We start from the raw sequence: 17,120 nt of genomic DNA, 5'->3' as shown, positions 1-17,120 counted from the left end.
GTGAGCCGGTGCGGCGGTCCTGCGGCGACCGGGCGGCGCGCTACCGCGCCGTCCCCCGCAGCCGCCGCCACATCCCCGGCACCGCGCTGACCAGCACGGTCAGCACGATCGCCGCGACCACGCCCTCCCACGGCTCCTCGAACAGCGAGCCGCCCAGGACGCCGATCAGCTGGTACGTCACCGCCCAGGCCAGACAGGCCGGCAGATTGCCGCGGACGAAGCGGCGCACCGGCCACTTCGCGAGCAGGCAGGCCAGCATCACCGGCAGCCGCCCGGCCGGCATCAGCCGGGACAGCACCAGCACCGCCACCCCGTGGTCGGCGAGCTTCGTCTGCGCCTGCGCCAGCCGGTCCTCCGGCGCGCGCGCCCGGATCGCCTCCAGCCAGCGCGAGCCGTTCCTCGACTTCATCCCGCGCCGCCCCAGCCAGTACAGCGCCACGTCCCCGAGGAACGCGGCCAGCGACGCCGTCACGAACACCAGCGCCAGCGACAACGGCGCCGCCTGGTGGACGGCCACCACGGCCGCCGAACTGACCAGCGCCCCCGTCGGCACCACCGGCACCAGTGCCCCGATCAGCACCAGCAGGAACAGCGACGGGTACCCGACCGCCTGCTGGGTGGACTCCGGCACCACGGTCACCGGAACGGCCGCCAGCGCGGCCACCGCGGACAACGGCGCACCGGCCGCCTGGGCCAGGGCCGCGGACGGAGTCACCACGCGACCTCCGGGCGCACGCTCTCCCCGTGTCCGAGCCGGTGCACCGCCGCCCCGGGCACCCGCGCGGCGGCCAGCCGCACGAACTCGTCGCCCGGCGCGTGGAACTCGTGCGGACGCACGGCGTCCATCCCGATCGGCCAGTACGTGCCGTAGTGCACCGGCACCGCACTGCGCGCCCCCAGCCGGGCCAGCGCCTCGGCCGCCCGCCCCGCGTCCAGGTGCCCCTCGCCGAGGTACGGCCCCCAGCCGCCCACCGGGAGCAGCGCCACGTCGACCGGCCCGACCTCCTTGGCCATCGCGTCGAACAGCCCGGTGTCCCCGGCGAAATAGGTGCGCGCCTCGCCCTCCAGGACGTAGCCGAGGGCGGGGGAGCGGTGCGGTCCGACCGGCAGCCGCCGCCCGTCGTGCCGCGCGGGAACGGCCCGCACGGCCAGGGCGCCGACCGTCGTCACGTCGCCGGGCGCCACCTCGCTCACGTCGAGGTGCGTGAGCCGGCGCAGCCCCGGCACGGCACGTCGTGCGCCCCGGGGCACGAGCAGGCGCGTGCCCGGGGCGAGCCGCGCGAGCGAGGGCAGGTGCAGGTGGTCGGCGTGCAGATGGGAGACCAGGGCCACGTCCGCGTGCCGGGCCTCGGCCGGCGGCACCGCACCGCGCCGGCGCCGCAGGTGCGCGAGCCGGCGGGCGAACAGGGGGTCGGTGAGCACGCGGGTGCGCGAGTCCTCGACCGTGCAGGTGGCGTGCCCCCACCAGGTGATCTCCACCGGCACCGCCCCGCCTCCTTCGCACGCCTCCCCGAAGCCTACGCGCAGGAGTAGGGTCGGCGGCGAAGACCGGAGGTGAGGGGGCGCCATGGGGCCGGTCCGGGTGACGGCGATCGCGAGTCTGACACCGCTGGAGGAACTGGACGCCGATCCCTTCCTGGTGGACGCCCGCAGCCAGCACGCCATGTGCGCCCGCTGGGCCGCCGAACGCGGCTACGTGGTGACCCGGGAACTGCTCGTACGGGGACTGCGCCCCGACCACGGCGCCCTGTGGGAGGGCGTACGGCCCGGCGCGGACGTGTTCGTGGCGCCCAGCCGACGGGTCCTGGAGCGCGCCCTGTCCTCCGTCGAGGAGTTCGCCGCGGAGTGCGCGCGGCGCGGGGTGCGCGTGGAGACGGCGGGCCGTGCCGAACCGTCGTACGACGCGGCGATGAAGGCCCGCGTGCACCGCCGGCTGTCCATGCCGACCGCCGGCTACGACGGCCGCTGAGACGCCGACGGCACGGGCGGCCGGGGACGGAACACCTCTTCCGGCCGTTGTGACAGGGTGGGTAGGAGCTAGGGCCCGTCCGTCACGGCGACGGCGGGCCGGGACGTGAGGTGTGCTGGGCGTGGGCGGCGGGCGGTGGCGACGGGTCGCCAGTCAGATCGGGCGGAGCGTCGCCGTGTGGGTGGTCTCCACGCTCACCATGCTGCTGCTCGCCGGGATCCTGCCCGACTTCCGGCTGCGCTCGGCCGACGGCGACAGCGCCACCGACATCGCGGTCACCGCCGCCCTCGGCGCCGGTGCCTTCGGTCTGCTGTCCGCCCTCGTCTGGCCGCTGCTGGTGCGCCTGCTGCTGCTCGTGCCGGCGCTCGTCCTCGGCCTGCTGGTGTTCTTCCTCAACGGCGCGCTGCTGTGGCTGGCCCTGTACCTGAACCCCGTCGAACGCGGTGCCGCCGCCCCGGAGACGGCGGTCGTGGTGGCCGCCGTGATGTCCGCCGTCGCCTCCGCCACCGGCGCCGCCCTCGCCGTACGCGACGACGACGCCTACCGCCGCCGCCTCTACCGCCTCGCCGACCGCAGACGGCGCTCCACCCCGCCCTGCCCGGACACGCCCGGCACCGTCTTCCTGCAACTCGACGGCGTCGGCCACGACGTCCTGCTGGACGCCGTCGGCAAGGGCCTGATGCCCACCGTCGCCCGCTGGCTCGGCACCGGCACCGACGACGGCCCCACCCACCGGCTCACCCCCTGGCGCACCGACTGGTCCAGCCAGACCGGCGCCAGCCAGCTCGGCATCCTGCACGGCAGCAACCACGACGTGCCCGCCTTCCGCTGGTACGAGAAGGCCCGCCGCGAGGTGATGGTCTGCAACCGTCCCACCAGCGCCGCCGAACTCCAGGCCCGCGCCATCGAGTACTCCGGCCACGCCGGCCTGCTCGCCGAGGACGGCGCCAGCCGCGGCAACCTCTTCGGCGGCGGCGCCGACGAGCAGGCCCTGGTGCTGTCCATCGCCACCCGCCGCCGCGGCCCGGGGGCCCGTTCCCGCTCGGGCTACTTCGCGTACTTCTCCGACCCCGCCAACGCCGTGCGCACCGCCCTGTCCTTCGTCGCCGAGGTCGGCCGGGAGATCGGCCAGTCCACCCGGGCCCGGTTCGGGAAACAGCGCCCGCGCGTCTCCCGCGGCGGGCTGTACCCGTTCGTGCGGGCCTTCGCCACCGTCGTCGAGCGGGACGTCGTCGTCGCCGCCGTCATGGGCGACCTGCTCGCCGGCCGCACCGCCGTCTACGCCGACCTGGTCGCCTACGACGAGGTCGCCCACCACTCGGGACCGGTGAGCCGGGACGCCGAGAAGGTCCTCCAGCGCCTCGACCGCGCCCTCGCCCTGATCGAGAAGGTGACCGAGCACGCCCCGCGCCCCTACCGGATCGTCGTCCTGTCCGACCACGGGCAGAGCCCCGGCGAGACCTTCCGCTCCCGCTACGGCCTCACCCTCGGCGACCTGGTGCGGGCCGGCTGCGGACTGCCCGTGCCGCGCCGGGCGCGCCGCACCCACAGCGGCGCGGAGGCCCGCGCGGCCGTCCGGGCGGCGCTGCGCCGGCCGGTCGAGGAGGGGGCCGAGCACTACCGGCCCACCCGCGGCTCGGAACCCGTCGTGCTCGCCTCCGGCAACCTCGGCCTGGTGTCCTTCCCGGACGTGCTGCACCGGATGACCAAGGAGGAGATCGACGCCCGCCACCCCGCGCTGCTGCCGACCCTCGCCAACCACCCCGGCATCGGCTTCCTGCTGGTGCGCAGCGAGGCCCACGACGGGGTCGTGCTCGGCGCCTACGGGGCCCAGATCCCGCTGGCGGAGCTGGACGACAACCCCGGGCCCCTGGCGGCCTTCGGCCCCGGCGCCGCGGACGCCGTGCGCCGCACCCACACGTTCCCGCACACCGCCGACATCATGGTCAACTCCTTCCACGACCCGGCCGACGGCGAGGTCCTCGCGTTCGAGGAGCAGATCGGATCCCACGGCGGCCTCGGCGGCGCCCAGTCCCGCCCCTTCCTGCTGTCCCCCCTCGAGCTGTCCCCACCGGTCGCCGACGGCGCGGAACTCACCGGTGCCGAGCAGGTCCACCACGTGCTGCGGCGCTGGCTGAGGGAGTCGGGCGGCGTGGGACGACCCCAGGAGCCGTCGCGCGGGGAACGCGCGGCCTGATCCCCCCGTCCCTCCCGGACGCCCCGGGGCGCCGGAAATTCGGCTGCGCGGGTGATCGCCGCCCTCCAGACTGGGCGTACCGGACGCCGCACATCCGCGCGTCCCGGCCACCTCTTCCCGAACCCCAGGAGCCACTGCGTGCAGGCAGCCGTCACCGTCACCCCCGCCCGCGTCCCGGAGCTGCTGCTCGGTCTCGCGACCGTGCGGCCGGTCTTCCTCTGGGGCGCACCCGGTATCGGAAAGTCCTCCCTGGTGAGGGAGTTCGCCGAGTCCCTGGGACTGGAGTGCGTGAGTCTGCTGGGCACCCAGCTCGCCCCCGAGGACCTCATCGGCGTGCCGCAGATCCGCGACGGCCGCTCGGTGTTCTGCCCGCCCCGGGCGATCGCCCGGGACGAGCCCTACTGCCTCTTCCTGGACGAGCTCAACGCGGCCACCCCGGACGTGCAGAAGGCGTTCTACTCGCTCATCCTGGACCGCCGCATCGGCGACTACGAGCTGCCCGAGGGCTCCCTCGTCATCGGCGCCGGCAACCGCGCCACCGACAACGCGCTCGCCCGCCCCATCGCCTCCGCGCTCGTCAACCGCCTCACCCACGTCCACCTGGAGGTCTCGGCCAGGGACTGGCTGGCCTGGGCGGCGGACAACGGCATCCACCCGTGGATCACCGACCACCTCACCGACCGGCCCGACCACCTGTGGTCCAAGCCGCCGAAGACCGAGGAGCCGTTCTCCACCCCCCGCTCCTGGCACATGCTCTCCGACGCGCTGCACTCCTTCGGCCGCGACCTCGACGAGGACACCCTGAAGGTCCTCGCGCACGGCACCCTCACCCCCGCGCACGCCACCGCCTTCTGCGGCTACGTCAAGATCGTGCGCAGCCGCTTCGGCATCGACGCCGTCATCAAGGGCGAGGCCCGCTGGCCGCACCGCCTGGAGGACCGCGACCTGCTCTACTACCTCGCCGAGTCGTTCCGCGGACGCCTCCTCAAGGAACTCCCGGCGACCAAGGAGCACATGTCGGCGAACGGCCGGCAGACCGCGTACCGCGCCAAGTCGCTGCTGGTGCAGCTCGCCGAGATCTCCGTCGAGGTCGCCCAGACGGTCATCGCCTCCGACCACGACGGCAACCCGGTCCTGCCGTCCTGGTTCCTCGTCGAGGCGGCCCGCGACATGCCCCGGCTGGTGGAGGCGCGCCGGTGAGCCGCCCCCGCGCCGAGGGGCCGAAGAAGCGGGACCTCGCGGCGGAGGCGTTCGACGCCGGGCTCCGCCTGGTGCGGGCCAACCCCGCGCTGGCCGCCGTCGGCTTCGACGTCTGCCGCCGGGAGAACTGCGAGCTCGCACCCCGGGACGGGCTGGTCCGCGTCGACTCCGAGGCCGTCCTGCACGTCCACCCGGACCGCATGGCCGACCCGGACGCCTGGGCGTGGGCCCTCGCCCACGCCGTCCTCCACCTCGGCTTCGGCCACGTCCCGGCCGCCAAGGGCACGCGCGAGCAGCCGGACCGCTGCGAGCGCGCCGCCCGATGCGTGGTCGTCAACCGCTTCCTGCTCGGCTTCCCCGTCGGCAGGACGCCCGACCACCTGCCCGCCGCCTACCCCGACGGCGACGAGGAGCGGCTCGCCGCGCGCTGGCGACGGGACGGGGTCCCGGCCGTGTACGAGCGCTGCGGCACGGCGGGCGGCGAGGCGGACCTGTTCCTCCAGGAGTGGTACGGCTGGTACGGGCAGCCGCCGGACCACCAGCTGGCGTTCGCCACCGCCCTCACCCGCACCGTGTCCGCCGCGATGGACATGGCGGGCGGCCGTCTCGACAGCCTGGACGGCGAGCCGGTCCCGCGGCGCCCCTGGGAGCGGGCGCTCGGCTGGTTCGTCTCGTCCTACCCGCTGCTCGGCGGCGTCGCCTCCGGCGTCACCCTCGTCGCCGACGCCGAACTGGCCCGCGCGCACGGCATCTCCGTCGCCGCCGTCGACGCCGGGGCCGGCGAGATCTACGTCAACCCGTTGCGGCGGTTCGACGACGAGGAATGGCGGTTCGTCCTCGCCCACGAGATGCTGCACGCGGCCCTGCGCCACGGCGACCGCTGCGGCGGACGCGACCCGTATCTCTTCAACGTCGCCTGCGACTACGTCATCAACGGCTGGCTGGTGGAGATGCGGGTCGGCGCCATGCCCGAGGGCCTGCTGTACGACAAGGAGTTCTCCGGACTGTCCGCCGAGGAGGTCTACGACCGCATCGCCGGCGACCTGCGCCGCATGCGGCGTTTCTCCACCCTGCGCGGCAAGGGGCTCGGCGACGTCCTCGGCGGCCCCCTCGGCCCGCCCCGCGACTACGTCGACCTCGACGGCTTCTACCGCCGCGGTCTCGCCCGGGGCCTGGACCTGCACGACCAGCAGGAGCGCGGCTTCCTGCCCGCCGGCCTGGTCCAGGAGATCCGCGCGCTCAGCCACCCCCCGGTGCCCTGGGACGCCCGCCTCGCCCGCTGGTTCGACGAGTTCGTGCCGCGACCCGAGCCGCTCCGGTCGTACGCGCGTCCCTCCCGGCGCCAGGCGTCCACCCCCGGCATCCCGCGCGCGGGGCGCCACTTCCCGCCCGAGGAGGTCGCCCGCTGCACCTTCGGCGTCGTGCTGGACACCTCCGGTTCCATGGACCGGGTCCTGCTCGGCAAGGCGCTCGGCGCCATCGCCTCCTACGCCGAGGCCCGTGACGTACCCGCCGCCCGCGTGGTGTTCTGCGACGCGGCACCCCACGACGCCGGCTACCTGCCGGTCACCGAGATCGCCGGGCGGGTGCGGGTGCGCGGCCGGGGCGGAACCGTGCTCCAGCCCGGCATCGACTTCCTCCAGCGCGCCGACGACTTCCCCTCCACCGCGCCGATCCTGGTCATCACCGACGGCTGGTGCGACGACGTCCTGCGCGTCCGGCGCGAGCACGCGTACCTCGTCCCGCAGAGCGCGCGGCTGCCGTTCACCGCGAGAGGGCCCGTCTTCCGGGTGAGTTGAGCCGTGATGTGATCGGATGGGGGAGGGCACCCGGTGACACGGGGCCCGGACCGAGCACCGCCGGACACACGGCCGGACATTTTCGAAAGGATGCGTCATGGCAGCCACGCGCTCCGCACACACCGTTTGGGAAGGCAGTCTCTTCAAGGGCAGCGGGGTCGTCACCTTCGACTCCTCCGGCAGCATCGGCGAGCAGCCGGTCACCTGGGCGTCGCGCGCCGAGGAGGCCAACGGCAGGACCAGCCCGGAGGAGCTGATCGCCGCCGCGCACTCCAGCTGCTTCTCGATGGCCCTCTCCAACGGCCTCGACAAGGCCGGCACCCCGCCGACCAAGCTGACCACCTCCGCCGACGTCACCTTCGTGCCCGGTGAGGGCATCACCGGCATCCACCTCACGGTCGAGGGCACCGTCCCCGGCCTGGACGAGGCCGGTTTCGCCGCCGCCGCCGAGGACGCCAAGGTGAACTGCCCGGTCAGCCAGGCCCTGAAGGGCACGAACATCACCCTGACGGCGAAGCTCGCCTGACCCGCTCGCCGCGTCGAGCCACCGCGGGCCGCTCCAGCCGGGGCGGCCCGCGGCACGTCCCCTCCGGGAGCAGACCGCCATGACGCCACGCCCCGCCGTCTCCGCCCACCGGGGAGGATCCGAACGCGCCGCCCCGGCCACCTGGGAGGCGTACGAGGACGCGCTCGCGTCCGGCGCCGAGTACGTCGAGTTCGACGTCCGGCGCACCGCGGACGGTGTCTTCGTCGTCCACCACGACCCCCGGGTGGGCCGCACCGGGCCCCTGCTGTCCACGCTCACCCACGCGGAGCTGAACGCGCGCGCCGGCCGTCCCGTGCCCGTCGTGGACGACGTGATGGCGCTGGTCGCCGGGAGGCTCGTCGGCCACCTGGACCTGAAGGAGACCGGCCACGAGCGGGAGCTGATCGACCGCGCGACCGCCCTGCTCGGCGAGGACGGCTTCGTGGCCACCACCCTGGAGGACCGTTCCGTCGCCGCGATCAGGGCGGCCTTCCCCCGGGTGCGCACCGCGCTGTCGCTCGGCCGGGACGGCCGGGAGGTCGCCCGCGGCCGGCTGGTGGCGACCCGGGTCGGCGAACTGCTGCCGATGCGCCGCGTCCGCGCCTGCGGGGCCCACGGGGTCGCCGTGCACCAGCGCCTGGCCCGCGCCACGGTGCTGCGCGAGGCGGCCCGGGGCGGGCTGTTCACCATGGTGTGGACGGTCAACGAGGACGCGGCGCTGCGAGGCTTCCTCACCGACCCGCGGGTGGACGTGCTGATCACCGACCGCCCGCGGCGCGCCGTGGAACTGCGCGCCGCCCCTCCCACCGGGCCCGCCCGCGCCCGCCGCTTCCGCCGACTGGCCGGTTGACAAGCGACCGTTCAAACTATTGACAACGGCCCGCTCAAGTTTTGTGCTGGAAGTCCGGAGAGGTACCCTGGCGGAACGGCGGAAGGGGACGGCGATGGGACGTGCGGTCGGAATCGACCTGGGGACCACGAACTCGGTGGTGGCCGTGCTGGAGGGCGGTGAGCCCACCGTCATCGCCAACGCGGAGGGCGCCAGGACCACCCCCTCGGTCGTGGCCTTCGCCAAGAACGGCGAGGTGCTGGTCGGCGAGGTCGCCAAGCGGCAGGCGGTGACGAACGTCGACCGCACCGCCCGGTCGGTCAAGCGCCACGTGGGCGACGCGCAGTGGCGCTTCCCGGAGCAGGGATCGGTGGACGGCACCCGCTACCGGGCGCAGGAACTGTCCGCGCGGGTGCTGCAGAAGCTGAAGCGGGACGCGGAGTCCTACCTCGGCGAGGACGTCACCGACGCGGTGATCACCGTGCCGGCGTACTTCGACGACACCCAGCGGCAGGCCACCAAGGAGGCCGGGGAGATCGCCGGACTGAAGGTCCTGAGGATCATCAACGAGCCCACGGCCGCCGCCCTGGCCTACGGCCTGGACAAGGAGAACGACCAGACCGTCCTCGTCTTCGACCTGGGCGGCGGCACCTTCGACGTGTCGCTGCTGGAGATGGGCGAGGGCGTCATCGAGGTGAAGGCCACCAACGGCGACACCCACCTCGGCGGCGACGACTGGGACCAGCGCCTCGTCGAGTACCTCGCCAAGCGTTTCAAGGGCCAGTACGGCATCGACCTGACGCAGGACAAGATGGCCGTGCAGCGGCTGCGGGAGGCCGCCGAGAAGGCCAAGATCGAGCTGTCCTCCTCGTCGGAGACCACGATCAACCTCCCCTACATCACGGCCTCCGCCGAAGGGCCCCTGCACCTGGACGAGAAGCTCACCCGCGCCCAGTTCCAGGAGCTCACCGAGGACCTGCTGGAGCGCTGCAAGAAGCCGTTCCACCAGGCCGTCAAGGACGCCGGTGTGAAGCTCTCCGCGATCGACCACGTCATCCTCGTCGGCGGCTCCACCCGGATGCCCGCCGTCACCGACCTGGTCCGCGAACTCACCGGCAAGGACCCGCACAAGGGCGTCAACCCCGACGAGGTCGTCGCCGTCGGCGCGGCCCTGCAGGCGGGCGTCCTCCGCGGCGACGTGAAGGACGTCCTGCTCCTCGACGTCACCCCGCTGTCCCTGGGCATCGAGACCAAGGGCGGCATCATGACCAAGCTGATCGAACGCAACACCACGATCCCCACCCGGCGTTCGGAGATCTTCACCACCGCCACCGACAACCAGCCCTCGGTCGGCATCCAGGTCTACCAGGGCGAACGCGAGATCGCCGCCTACAACAAGAAGCTCGGCGTCTTCGACCTCACCGGCCTGCCGCCCGCCCCGCGCGGCGTCCCGCAGATCGAGGTGGCCTTCGACATCGACGCCAACGGGATCATGCACGTCTCCGCCAAGGACCTCGCCACCGGCCGCGAGCAGAAGATGACCGTCACCGGCGGCTCGGCGCTGCCCAAGGACGACATCGACCGCATGATGCGCGAGGCCGAGCAGTACGCCGAGGAGGACCGCGAACGCCGCGAGGCCGCCGAGACCCGCAACCAGGGCGAGCAACTCGTCTACCAGACGGAGAAGTTCCTGAGGGAGAACGGCGACAGGGTCCCCGGCGACACCCGGTCCGAGGTCGAGTCGGCGGTCGCGGAGCTGAAGCAGCTGCTGGAACGGCAGTCCTCCGACACGGCCGAGCTGCGGACCGGCGTCGAGAAGCTCGCCACGGTCAGCCAGAAGATGGGCCAGGCGATGTACGCGCAGGCCCAGCAGACCCCCACGGAGAGCACCGCACAGCACACCCCACCGCAGGAGGAGGAGGGCGTCGTCGACGCGGAGATCGTCGACGACGACAAGGACGCCGGGGACCGTCGGAACGGCGCGGCCTGACGGGCCGCCTCCGGGGGGCCGCGGACTCCCGGAGGCGCTCCCGCCGCTCCCGGCGCTCAGGGACGACCCGGGCGGGGCCGTCCGGTCACGGCTTGCGGGCGACGCCCGCGTAGACCGGCACGATTCCCTCCGCCTGGGCCGCCACGTCCTCCTCCTCCGGGCGCCATCCGTGCACCGGGATCACCCCCGGACCCAGCAGCTCCAGCCCGGTGAAGAAGCGGGAGAACCCGGCCAGCGAACGCGGGTGGAAGGGGGTGCCGCCGCGCCGGAAGAGGTTCGCCGCCTGCTCGACGGCCGCCGGGTTCAGGTCCGGGGTGACCTGGGACAGGATCAGGTGGCTGCCCGGCGCGAGGGCGGCGACGTACCGCTCCAGCAGGCCGTACACGTCGTCCCCGGCGGGATCGTCGTCCAGGTAGTGGGTCAGCGCGACCAGCGACAGCGCCACGGGCCGGTCCAGGTCCAGCGACTCGCCGGCCCGGCGCAGCAGCGCGTCCACGTCCCGGACGTCGGCGTGCACGTACTCCGTGGAACCCTCGGCGGTGCCGTGCAGCAGCGCCTCGGCGTGCCGCAGCACGATCGGGTCGTTGTCCGCGTACACCACGCGTGACTCCGGCGCGACGCCCTGCGCCACCTGGTGCAGATTGGGCTCCGTGGGGATGCCCGTGCCGATGTCCAGGAACTGGCGTATCCCCGCCTCGGCGACGGTGCGCACGGCCCGGTGCATGAACCGGCGGTTGGCGCGCGCCCCGCGCACCGCCGTGTCGTCCGCCGCGAGGATCTTCCGCGCCAGCTCCTCGTCCACCGGGTAGTTGTCCTTGCCGCCGAGCCACCAGTCGTAGACGCGGGCCGGGTGCGGGCGGCTGGTGTCGACGGGGGCGTGCGCGGCGTCGGGTCCGGTCATGCGCTGTCTCCTCCTGGTGGGTGCGAAGGCTCGCCGTACTCGGTGGTGCGGGACGTGTCGTACCCGGTGGTGCACGGCGCGCCGCACTCGGGCCGGGGAGTGCGGGGCCGCCCGCTCAGTGGCTCTCCCGCCGCTCCCGCAGCAGTTTCTCCGTGCGCTGGGTCGACGCGGCCCGCGCCGTCATGTGGTCCAGGACCTCCAGGTGCGCCGAGACCTCCTTGCGGGAGTCCAGGTACAGGGCGCCCGTCAGGTACTCGGTGAACACCATGTCCGGCAGCTCCGGCTCGGCGAACCGGAACAGCGAGAACGGCGCGTACGTCCCCGGGTGCGGGCCGTCGGCGAACTCGGCGACCTGGAGCGTGATCCGGTCCCGCGCGGACCACTCCAGGAGCTTGTCGAGCTGGTCGCGCATCACCCGGCCGTCGACGCTCACCGGACGCCGCAGCACCGTCTCCTCCATGACCACCCACAGGTGGGGCGGATCCGGGCGCTCCAGGAGCCGCTGGCGCTCCATGCGCAGCGACACGTGCCGCTCGACCGCCGCGGGTCCGGCGGTCCCGATCGTCCCGGCCTCCAGGACGGCACGCGCGTACTCCTCGGTCTGCAGCAGCCCCGGCACGAAGTGCGGCTCGTAGGACCGGATGATCCGGGCGGCGCCCTCCAGGCTCACGTACAGGCTGAACCACTCCGGCAGCACGTCGTGGTACCGCTGCCACCAGCCCGGCCGGTTCGCCTCCTCCACGAGCGCGACGAACGCCTCCGCCTCGTCCCCGGGCACCCCGTACGCGGCCAGCAGGACCTGGACGTACGGGACCTTCAGCGCGACCTCGGCGGTCTCCATCCGGCGGACGGTCGCGGGCGCCACCCGCAGGATCCGGGCGGCCTCCTCCCGTCCGAGGCCCGCCGCCTCCCGCAGCTCCTGCAGCCGCCTTCCCAGCACCACCTGGCCCACGGTGGGTGCGGCCCGCCGCTCACTCACGCCACGCCTCCCCAACGCGCCCCGGTCTGCGGTCAGTCTGTCATGTTCCTCCGCCGCTCTCACGCGTTGCGGGGCAACGGCCCGTGCGGCATTACCCCGCGGGTAATCGACCGGGCCACGCCTCCCGGGCGATCGTGGGGACACCGGGTTCCGGGCCGGCGCACTCCGGCCCGGAACCCGGCACCGGCCGCCGCAACCGATCCCGTCGGAGGGTTACTCGTCATGTCCGCGACCCAGCTCACCGCACTCGCCCGGACCACGGAGCCGCACACCGCGCTGCGCCGCTTCCTGACCCTCGACGCCGTGGTGACCGGCGCCAACGCGCTCGCCTACCTCGCCCTCTCCGGCCCGCTCGGGCGCTTCCTCGGCGCCGGCTCCGGCCTGCTCCTCGGGCTCGGCGCGTTCCTCGCGGTGTACGCGGCCGGCGTGGGCCTGGTGGCCTCCCGGCCGCACCCGCCGACCCTCGGCGTGCGGATCGTCGTCGAGGCCAACCTCGCCTGGACGGCGGTGAGCCTCGCCGCCCTCGCGCTCTGGCTCACCCCGACCACGGCGGGCGCGGTCTGGACGGTCCTCCAGGCCCTGACCGTGGCCGGCTTCGCCCTGCTCCAGCACATGGCGCTGAAGGCACGTCAGCTCAACCAGGACTGAAGGTACTTGGCCGTCGCCGGGTCCGCCGGGAGGAGCGTCTCCACGGCCAGCTCGGCGACGGTCACGTCCATGGGCGTGTTGAACGTGGAGATCGACGACACGAACGACAGCGTCCGTCCCTCGTGCTCGATCAGCATCGGCAGCGCGAAGTACGCCACCGGCTCCGCCGGTTCCTCCCCGATCCCCTCGCCGGACTCCGGCACCGGGAAGGCCGCCACCTCCTCGTACAGCGCCCGCAGCGGCTCGGACCGGCGCAGCGCGATCTGCCGTTCCATCTGCTCCAGCAGGTGCCCGCGCCACTCCCGCAGGTTCAGGATGCGCGGCGCCAGCCCCTGCGGGTGCAGCGTGAGCCGCACCGCGTTCAGCGGCGGCTCCAGCAGCGACTCGGGCACCCCGTCGAACAGCATCGTGACACCCCGGTTGGCCGCCACGACGTCGTACATCGCGTCCACCACCAGCGCCGGATACGGCTCGAAGCCCCCGAGCAACCGCTCGATGCCGTCCCGCAGCACCTTCAGCGCCGGATCGTCCAGCGGGGTCTGCGGGAACCGGGGCGCGTAACCCGCCGCCAGCAGCAGCGCGTTGCGTTCCCGCACCGGGACGTCCAGGTGCTCGGCCAGCCGCAGCACCATCTCCTCGCTGGGCCGGGAACGGCCGGTCTCGATGAAGCTGATGTGCCGGGCGGAGGAGTCGGCGCGCAGGGCCAGTTCCAGCTGGCTGACCCGCCGCTGCTCCCGCCAGGCCCGCAGCAGCGGGCCCACGCCGTCGACGGTGGAAGCGGTACAGGACATGGCAGTGGTCATGCCCGGACCGTAGTCGAGAAACGGCCGTTCCGGGGAGCCGCACGCTCCTGGCCGGGTCCCCGGCGCCCTTCTGTGGCAGCCTGAGAGACGAGCCCCGTACGGGAGCGACGAGGGGACCGAACCGGCGAAGGAGCGCAGCCCATGCCCGTCGAACCGCTGTCGCAGAAGGAGGTCGAGGACCGGCTGGCCGAACTGCCGGGCTGGTCGCTCGACGGGGACCGCCTCACCCGCTCCTACCGGCTGGGGTCGCACTTCGCGGCGACGGCGATGGTCGTCCACATCGCCCAGGTGCAGGAGGAGCTCGACCACCACTCCGACCTCACCCTCGGGTACGACACCGTGTCGCTGTCCGTGCACACCCACAGCGCGGGCGGTGCCGTCACCGAGAAGGACATCGAGCTCGCCCGCAAGGTGGAGGACCTGGCCCCCGGACACGGTGCACACTGAGGCGCGTGCTGGACTACGACGAGGAAGCGGCACACTACGACGCCCTGCGCGGCGGTGAGCCACGCGCCGGCGCCGCCGCGGCGGCCGTACTGGACCTGGTGCCGGAGCAGGCGCGTGACCTGCTGGACGTGGCCTGCGGCACCGGCATCGTGACCCGGCGGTTCGCCGCCGCCCGCGGCGGCCTGCGGGTGACCGGCGCCGACCTCGCCCCGGCGATGACCCGCATGGCCGCCGTCCGTCTGCCCGGTGCCGTGGTCCGCGCCGACAGCCGCCGGCTGCCGTTCGCCGACGCCCGGTTCGACGCCGTGGTCAGCGTGTGGCTGCTGCACCTCCTGCCCGGCCCCGAGGACGTGCGGGCCGTCGTCGGCGAGTGCGCCCGCGTCCTGCGGCCCGGCGGGGTCTACGTCACCACCGTCGACAAGGGCGCCTCCCACAACGTCGGCAGCGACATCGACGCCGTCCTCGCCGCCCGCCCGCGCAGCCCGGTGCCCGACGCCGCCGACGCCGTCGCGGCCCGCGCCGCCGAGCACGGCCTGCTCCCGGCCGGGCAGGCCCGCTTCCGGGGGCACGGGCAGGGCCGCAGCCCCCGCCGCACCATCGCCGACCTGCGCCGCGGCTGGTTCGTCACCCTGCCCCCCGGCGAACCGATCGCCGAACGCTTCGCCGCCCGGCTGGCCGAGCTTCCCGACCAGGACCGGCCCCGCCCGGACCCCGTGTTCACCCTCAGGGCCTTCCGGAAGCCGCTGTGACCCGAACACAGCGGCAACCCGGAGCGCACCGGTGGCGACCGAGGGACGGAACCCATCCGTCCTCGCAGGAGGTCCGCCCCGTGACCCACCCCCACAGGCACCGCAGACGCCGTGGCTTCCTCCCCGCGGCGCTCCCGGCGGCGCTCGCCGCGGCGACGCTGGCCGGCGCCGGTCTGACGGCGCTGTCCGGCGACCCCGCCGAAGCCGCCACCGCGCGGCAGGTCGAGAAGCTCGACCGGGGCGTCGTCAGCGTCCACACCGGCAGCGGCAACCTGGTCAGCTGGCGCTGGCTGGGCACCGACCCGGACGACGTCTCCTTCAACGTCTACCGGGCCGGCACGAAGGTCAACTCCAATCCGGTCACCCGCTCCACCACCTTCTTCCACTCCGGCGGCCCCGCCCACGCCGACTACACGGTCCGCGCCGTCGTGAACGGCGTCGAGCAGGGCGACTCGGTCCACGCCGTCCAGTTCCGCACCGGCTACAAGGACGTGCCCCTGTCCCCGCCCGCCGGCGGCACCACCCCCGACGGCGTCTCCTACACCTACGAGGCCAACGACGCCTCGGTCGCCGACCTGGACGGCGACGGCGCCCTGGACTTCGTGCTGAAGTGGCAGCCCACCAACGCCAAGGACAACTCCCAGTCCGGCTACACCGGCAACACCGTCGTCGACGGCGTCAAGCTCGACGGCACCCGGCTGTGGCGCATCGACCTGGGCCGCAACATCCGCTCGGGCGCGCACTACACGCAGTTCCAGGCGTACGACTACGACGGCGACGGCAGGGCCGAGGTCGCCGTGAAGACCGCCGACGGCACCAAGGACGGCACCGGCGCCGTCATCGGCAGCCCTTCCGCCGACCACCGCAACTCCTCGGGCTACGTCCTGTCCGGCCCCGAGTACCTCACCATGTTCGACGGGCGGACCGGCAGGGCGATGGGCACCGTCGACTACGTCCCGGCCCGCGGCACCGTCTCCTCCTGGGGCGACTCCTACGGCAACCGCGTCGACCGCTTCCTCGCGGGCACCGCCTACCTGGACGGCGCCCGCCCCTCCCTGATCATGGCCCGCGGCTACTACACCCGCACGGTGATCGCCGCCTGGGACTGGCGGAACGGCTCCTTCACCCGCCGCTGGACCTTCGACACCGACTCCTCCACCGACAAGGGCAAGGGCTACGACGGCCAGGGCTCCCACAGCCTCTCCGTCGGGGACGTCGACAACGACGGCCGGGACGAGATCGTCTACGGGGCGATGGCCGTCGACGACGACGGCGACGCCCTGTGGACCACGAGGACCGGCCACGGTGACGCCCAGCACCTCGGCGACCTCGACCCGTCCACCTCCGGCCTGGAGTACTACAAGGTCTCCGAGTCCACCAGCCAGCCCGCCGCCCTCTACGTCGACCCCGCGAACGGCGCGGTCCGCTGGAAGCTCGGCGCCTGCTGCGACAACGGCCGCGGCGTCGCCGCGGACGTCTGGCCGGGCAGCTCGGGCCCGGAGATGTGGTCCTCGTCCGACGGCTCCGTCCGCGACGAGGGCGGCGCCCCCAAGGGCCGCAAGCCGTCCTCCGCCAACTTCCTCGCCTGGTGGGACGGCGACCCCGTGCGCGAACTCCTCGACGGCACCCGCATCGACAAGTACGGCACGTCCTCCGACACCCGCCTGCTGACCGGCTCCGGCGTCTCGCCCAACAACGGCACCAAGTCCACGCCCGCCCTGTCCGGCGACATCCTCGGCGACTGGCGCGAGGAGGTCGTCTGGCGCACCGGTGACAACAGGGCGCTGCGCATCTACTCCACCCCGCACGACACGGACACCAGGATCACGACGCTGCTGCACGACACCCTGTACCGCACGTCCCTGGCCTGGCAGAACACCGGTTACAACCAGCCCCCGCACACCGGCTTCTTCATCGGCGCCGACATGCCGACACCGCCGAGGCCGGTGGTGTTCACGCCCTGACGCCCGGCAGGGGAGGAACCGTGTGACGTCCATGGGGCGCGCCGGGAACCACGGCCTGTTCCCGGCGCGCCCCTGCCGGCTCCGGCAGGAGCCGCCGGTCGTACGGCTGTCGGCTCGGC

Annotated in this window: 16 protein-coding genes; 11 read left to right on the top strand and 5 right to left on the bottom strand. The window is 73.8% G+C overall.

Annotated elements, in window-relative coordinates; translation table 11 throughout:
* Positions 1-40 precede the first annotated feature (40 nt).
* A complete protein-coding gene (locus FHS37_RS30385; protein ID WP_184827370.1) occupies positions 41-664 on the bottom strand; it encodes a DedA family protein in 624 nt (207 codons plus the stop codon).
* A 47-nt stretch (positions 665-711) separates the two neighbouring features.
* Complete coding sequence (locus FHS37_RS30380) at positions 712-1,485, bottom strand: MBL fold metallo-hydrolase (protein WP_184827115.1); 774 nt, start codon at positions 1,483-1,485, stop codon at positions 712-714.
* An 82-nt stretch (positions 1,486-1,567) separates the two neighbouring features.
* On the opposite strand from FHS37_RS30380, the gene FHS37_RS30375 reads away from it, so the two are divergent.
* The 7 genes from FHS37_RS30375 to dnaK all read left to right on the top strand — a co-directional run bounded on the left by FHS37_RS30375 (position 1,568) and on the right by dnaK (position 10,510).
* Positions 1,568-1,969, top strand: a complete 402-nt coding sequence (locus tag FHS37_RS30375; protein ID WP_184827113.1) for a hypothetical protein — start codon at positions 1,568-1,570, stop codon at positions 1,967-1,969.
* Positions 1,970-2,081: 112 nt separating this feature from the next.
* Positions 2,082-4,166, top strand: coding sequence for a phage holin family protein (locus FHS37_RS30370; protein ID WP_184827112.1), 2,085 nt, complete (start codon positions 2,082-2,084; stop codon positions 4,164-4,166).
* 138 nt (positions 4,167-4,304) lie between these two features.
* Entirely contained in the window at positions 4,305-5,366 is a 1,062-nt protein-coding gene (locus tag FHS37_RS30365; RefSeq protein ID WP_184827110.1) for an ATP-binding protein, read from the top strand.
* Positions 5,363-7,165, top strand: coding sequence for a vWA domain-containing protein (locus FHS37_RS30360; RefSeq protein WP_184827108.1), 1,803 nt, complete (start codon positions 5,363-5,365; stop codon positions 7,163-7,165). Before FHS37_RS30365 ends, FHS37_RS30360 begins: the two co-directional genes overlap by 4 nt.
* 97 nt (positions 7,166-7,262) lie before the next feature.
* On the top strand, positions 7,263-7,691 hold the full coding sequence (locus FHS37_RS30355; protein ID WP_184827106.1) for an OsmC family peroxiredoxin: 429 nt from the start codon (positions 7,263-7,265) through the stop codon (positions 7,689-7,691).
* 79 nt (positions 7,692-7,770) lie between these two features.
* Positions 7,771-8,541 (top strand): glycerophosphodiester phosphodiesterase family protein, encoded by a 771-nt coding sequence (locus FHS37_RS30350; RefSeq protein WP_184827104.1) that lies wholly within the window; start codon positions 7,771-7,773, stop codon positions 8,539-8,541.
* Positions 8,542-8,635: 94 nt separating this feature from the next.
* Positions 8,636-10,510, top strand: a complete 1,875-nt coding sequence (gene dnaK / locus FHS37_RS30345) for a molecular chaperone DnaK (RefSeq protein ID WP_184827101.1) — start codon at positions 8,636-8,638, stop codon at positions 10,508-10,510.
* Between the two features lie 85 nt (positions 10,511-10,595).
* Here the strand turns inward: dnaK and FHS37_RS30340 are convergent, their stop codons facing one another.
* Both FHS37_RS30340 and FHS37_RS30335 read right to left on the bottom strand, forming a co-directional pair.
* Positions 10,596-11,411, bottom strand: a complete 816-nt coding sequence (locus tag FHS37_RS30340; RefSeq protein WP_184827100.1) for an SAM-dependent methyltransferase — start codon at positions 11,409-11,411, stop codon at positions 10,596-10,598.
* Positions 11,412-11,526: 115 nt separating this feature from the next.
* Entirely contained in the window at positions 11,527-12,390 is an 864-nt protein-coding gene (locus tag FHS37_RS30335) for a Sco1979 family transcriptional regulator (RefSeq protein WP_184827098.1), read from the bottom strand.
* 222 nt (positions 12,391-12,612) lie between these two features.
* Here FHS37_RS30335 and FHS37_RS30330 point away from each other — a divergent pair, with 222 nt between their 5' ends.
* The gene (locus tag FHS37_RS30330) at positions 12,613-13,038 is read left to right on the top strand and encodes a hypothetical protein (RefSeq protein WP_184827096.1); all 426 of its coding nucleotides are present in this window, start codon (positions 12,613-12,615) and stop codon (positions 13,036-13,038) included.
* On the opposite strand, the gene FHS37_RS30325 is transcribed toward FHS37_RS30330, so the two are convergent.
* A complete protein-coding gene (locus FHS37_RS30325; RefSeq protein WP_184827094.1) occupies positions 13,020-13,841 on the bottom strand; it encodes a helix-turn-helix domain-containing protein in 822 nt (273 codons plus the stop codon). The genes FHS37_RS30330 and FHS37_RS30325 overlap by 19 nt on opposite strands.
* A 141-nt stretch (positions 13,842-13,982) precedes the next feature.
* Between FHS37_RS30325 and FHS37_RS30320 the strand changes: the two genes are divergently transcribed.
* From FHS37_RS30320 to FHS37_RS30310, 3 genes are all read left to right on the top strand, one after another.
* Positions 13,983-14,288 (top strand): 4a-hydroxytetrahydrobiopterin dehydratase, encoded by a 306-nt coding sequence (locus tag FHS37_RS30320; RefSeq protein ID WP_184827092.1) that lies wholly within the window; start codon positions 13,983-13,985, stop codon positions 14,286-14,288.
* A 5-nt stretch (positions 14,289-14,293) separates the two neighbouring features.
* Complete coding sequence (locus FHS37_RS30315; RefSeq protein ID WP_184827090.1) at positions 14,294-15,037, top strand: class I SAM-dependent methyltransferase; 744 nt, start codon at positions 14,294-14,296, stop codon at positions 15,035-15,037.
* Between the two features lie 80 nt (positions 15,038-15,117).
* Complete coding sequence (locus FHS37_RS30310; protein WP_184827088.1) at positions 15,118-17,001, top strand: rhamnogalacturonan lyase; 1,884 nt, start codon at positions 15,118-15,120, stop codon at positions 16,999-17,001.
* Positions 17,002-17,120: the final 119 nt, after the last annotated feature.

Origin of the sequence: Streptomyces griseomycini (assembly GCF_014203535.1) — a bacterium.
GTDB lineage: Bacteria > Actinomycetota > Actinomycetes > Streptomycetales > Streptomycetaceae > Streptomyces > Streptomyces griseomycini.
This window is presented reverse-complemented; position numbering and strand designations above follow the sequence as displayed.

Excerpts from the sequence above, each read along its gene's own strand:
- FHS37_RS30375 (WP_184827113.1), top strand. The coding sequence starts at position 1,568 with ATGGGGCCGGTCCGGGTGACGGCGATCGCGAGTCTGACACCGCTGGAG.
- FHS37_RS30355 (WP_184827106.1), top strand. The coding sequence starts at position 7,263 with ATGGCAGCCACGCGCTCCGCACACACCGTTTGGGAAGGCAGTCTCTTC.
- FHS37_RS30350 (WP_184827104.1), top strand. The coding sequence starts at position 7,771 with ATGACGCCACGCCCCGCCGTCTCCGCCCACCGGGGAGGATCCGAACGC.
- dnaK (WP_184827101.1), top strand. The coding sequence starts at position 8,636 with ATGGGACGTGCGGTCGGAATCGACCTGGGGACCACGAACTCGGTGGTG.
- FHS37_RS30340 (WP_184827100.1), bottom strand. The coding sequence starts at position 11,411 with ATGACCGGACCCGACGCCGCGCACGCCCCCGTCGACACCAGCCGCCCG.
- FHS37_RS30330 (WP_184827096.1), top strand. The coding sequence starts at position 12,613 with ATGTCCGCGACCCAGCTCACCGCACTCGCCCGGACCACGGAGCCGCAC.
- FHS37_RS30325 (WP_184827094.1), bottom strand. The coding sequence starts at position 13,841 with ATGACCACTGCCATGTCCTGTACCGCTTCCACCGTCGACGGCGTGGGC.
- FHS37_RS30320 (WP_184827092.1), top strand. The coding sequence starts at position 13,983 with ATGCCCGTCGAACCGCTGTCGCAGAAGGAGGTCGAGGACCGGCTGGCC.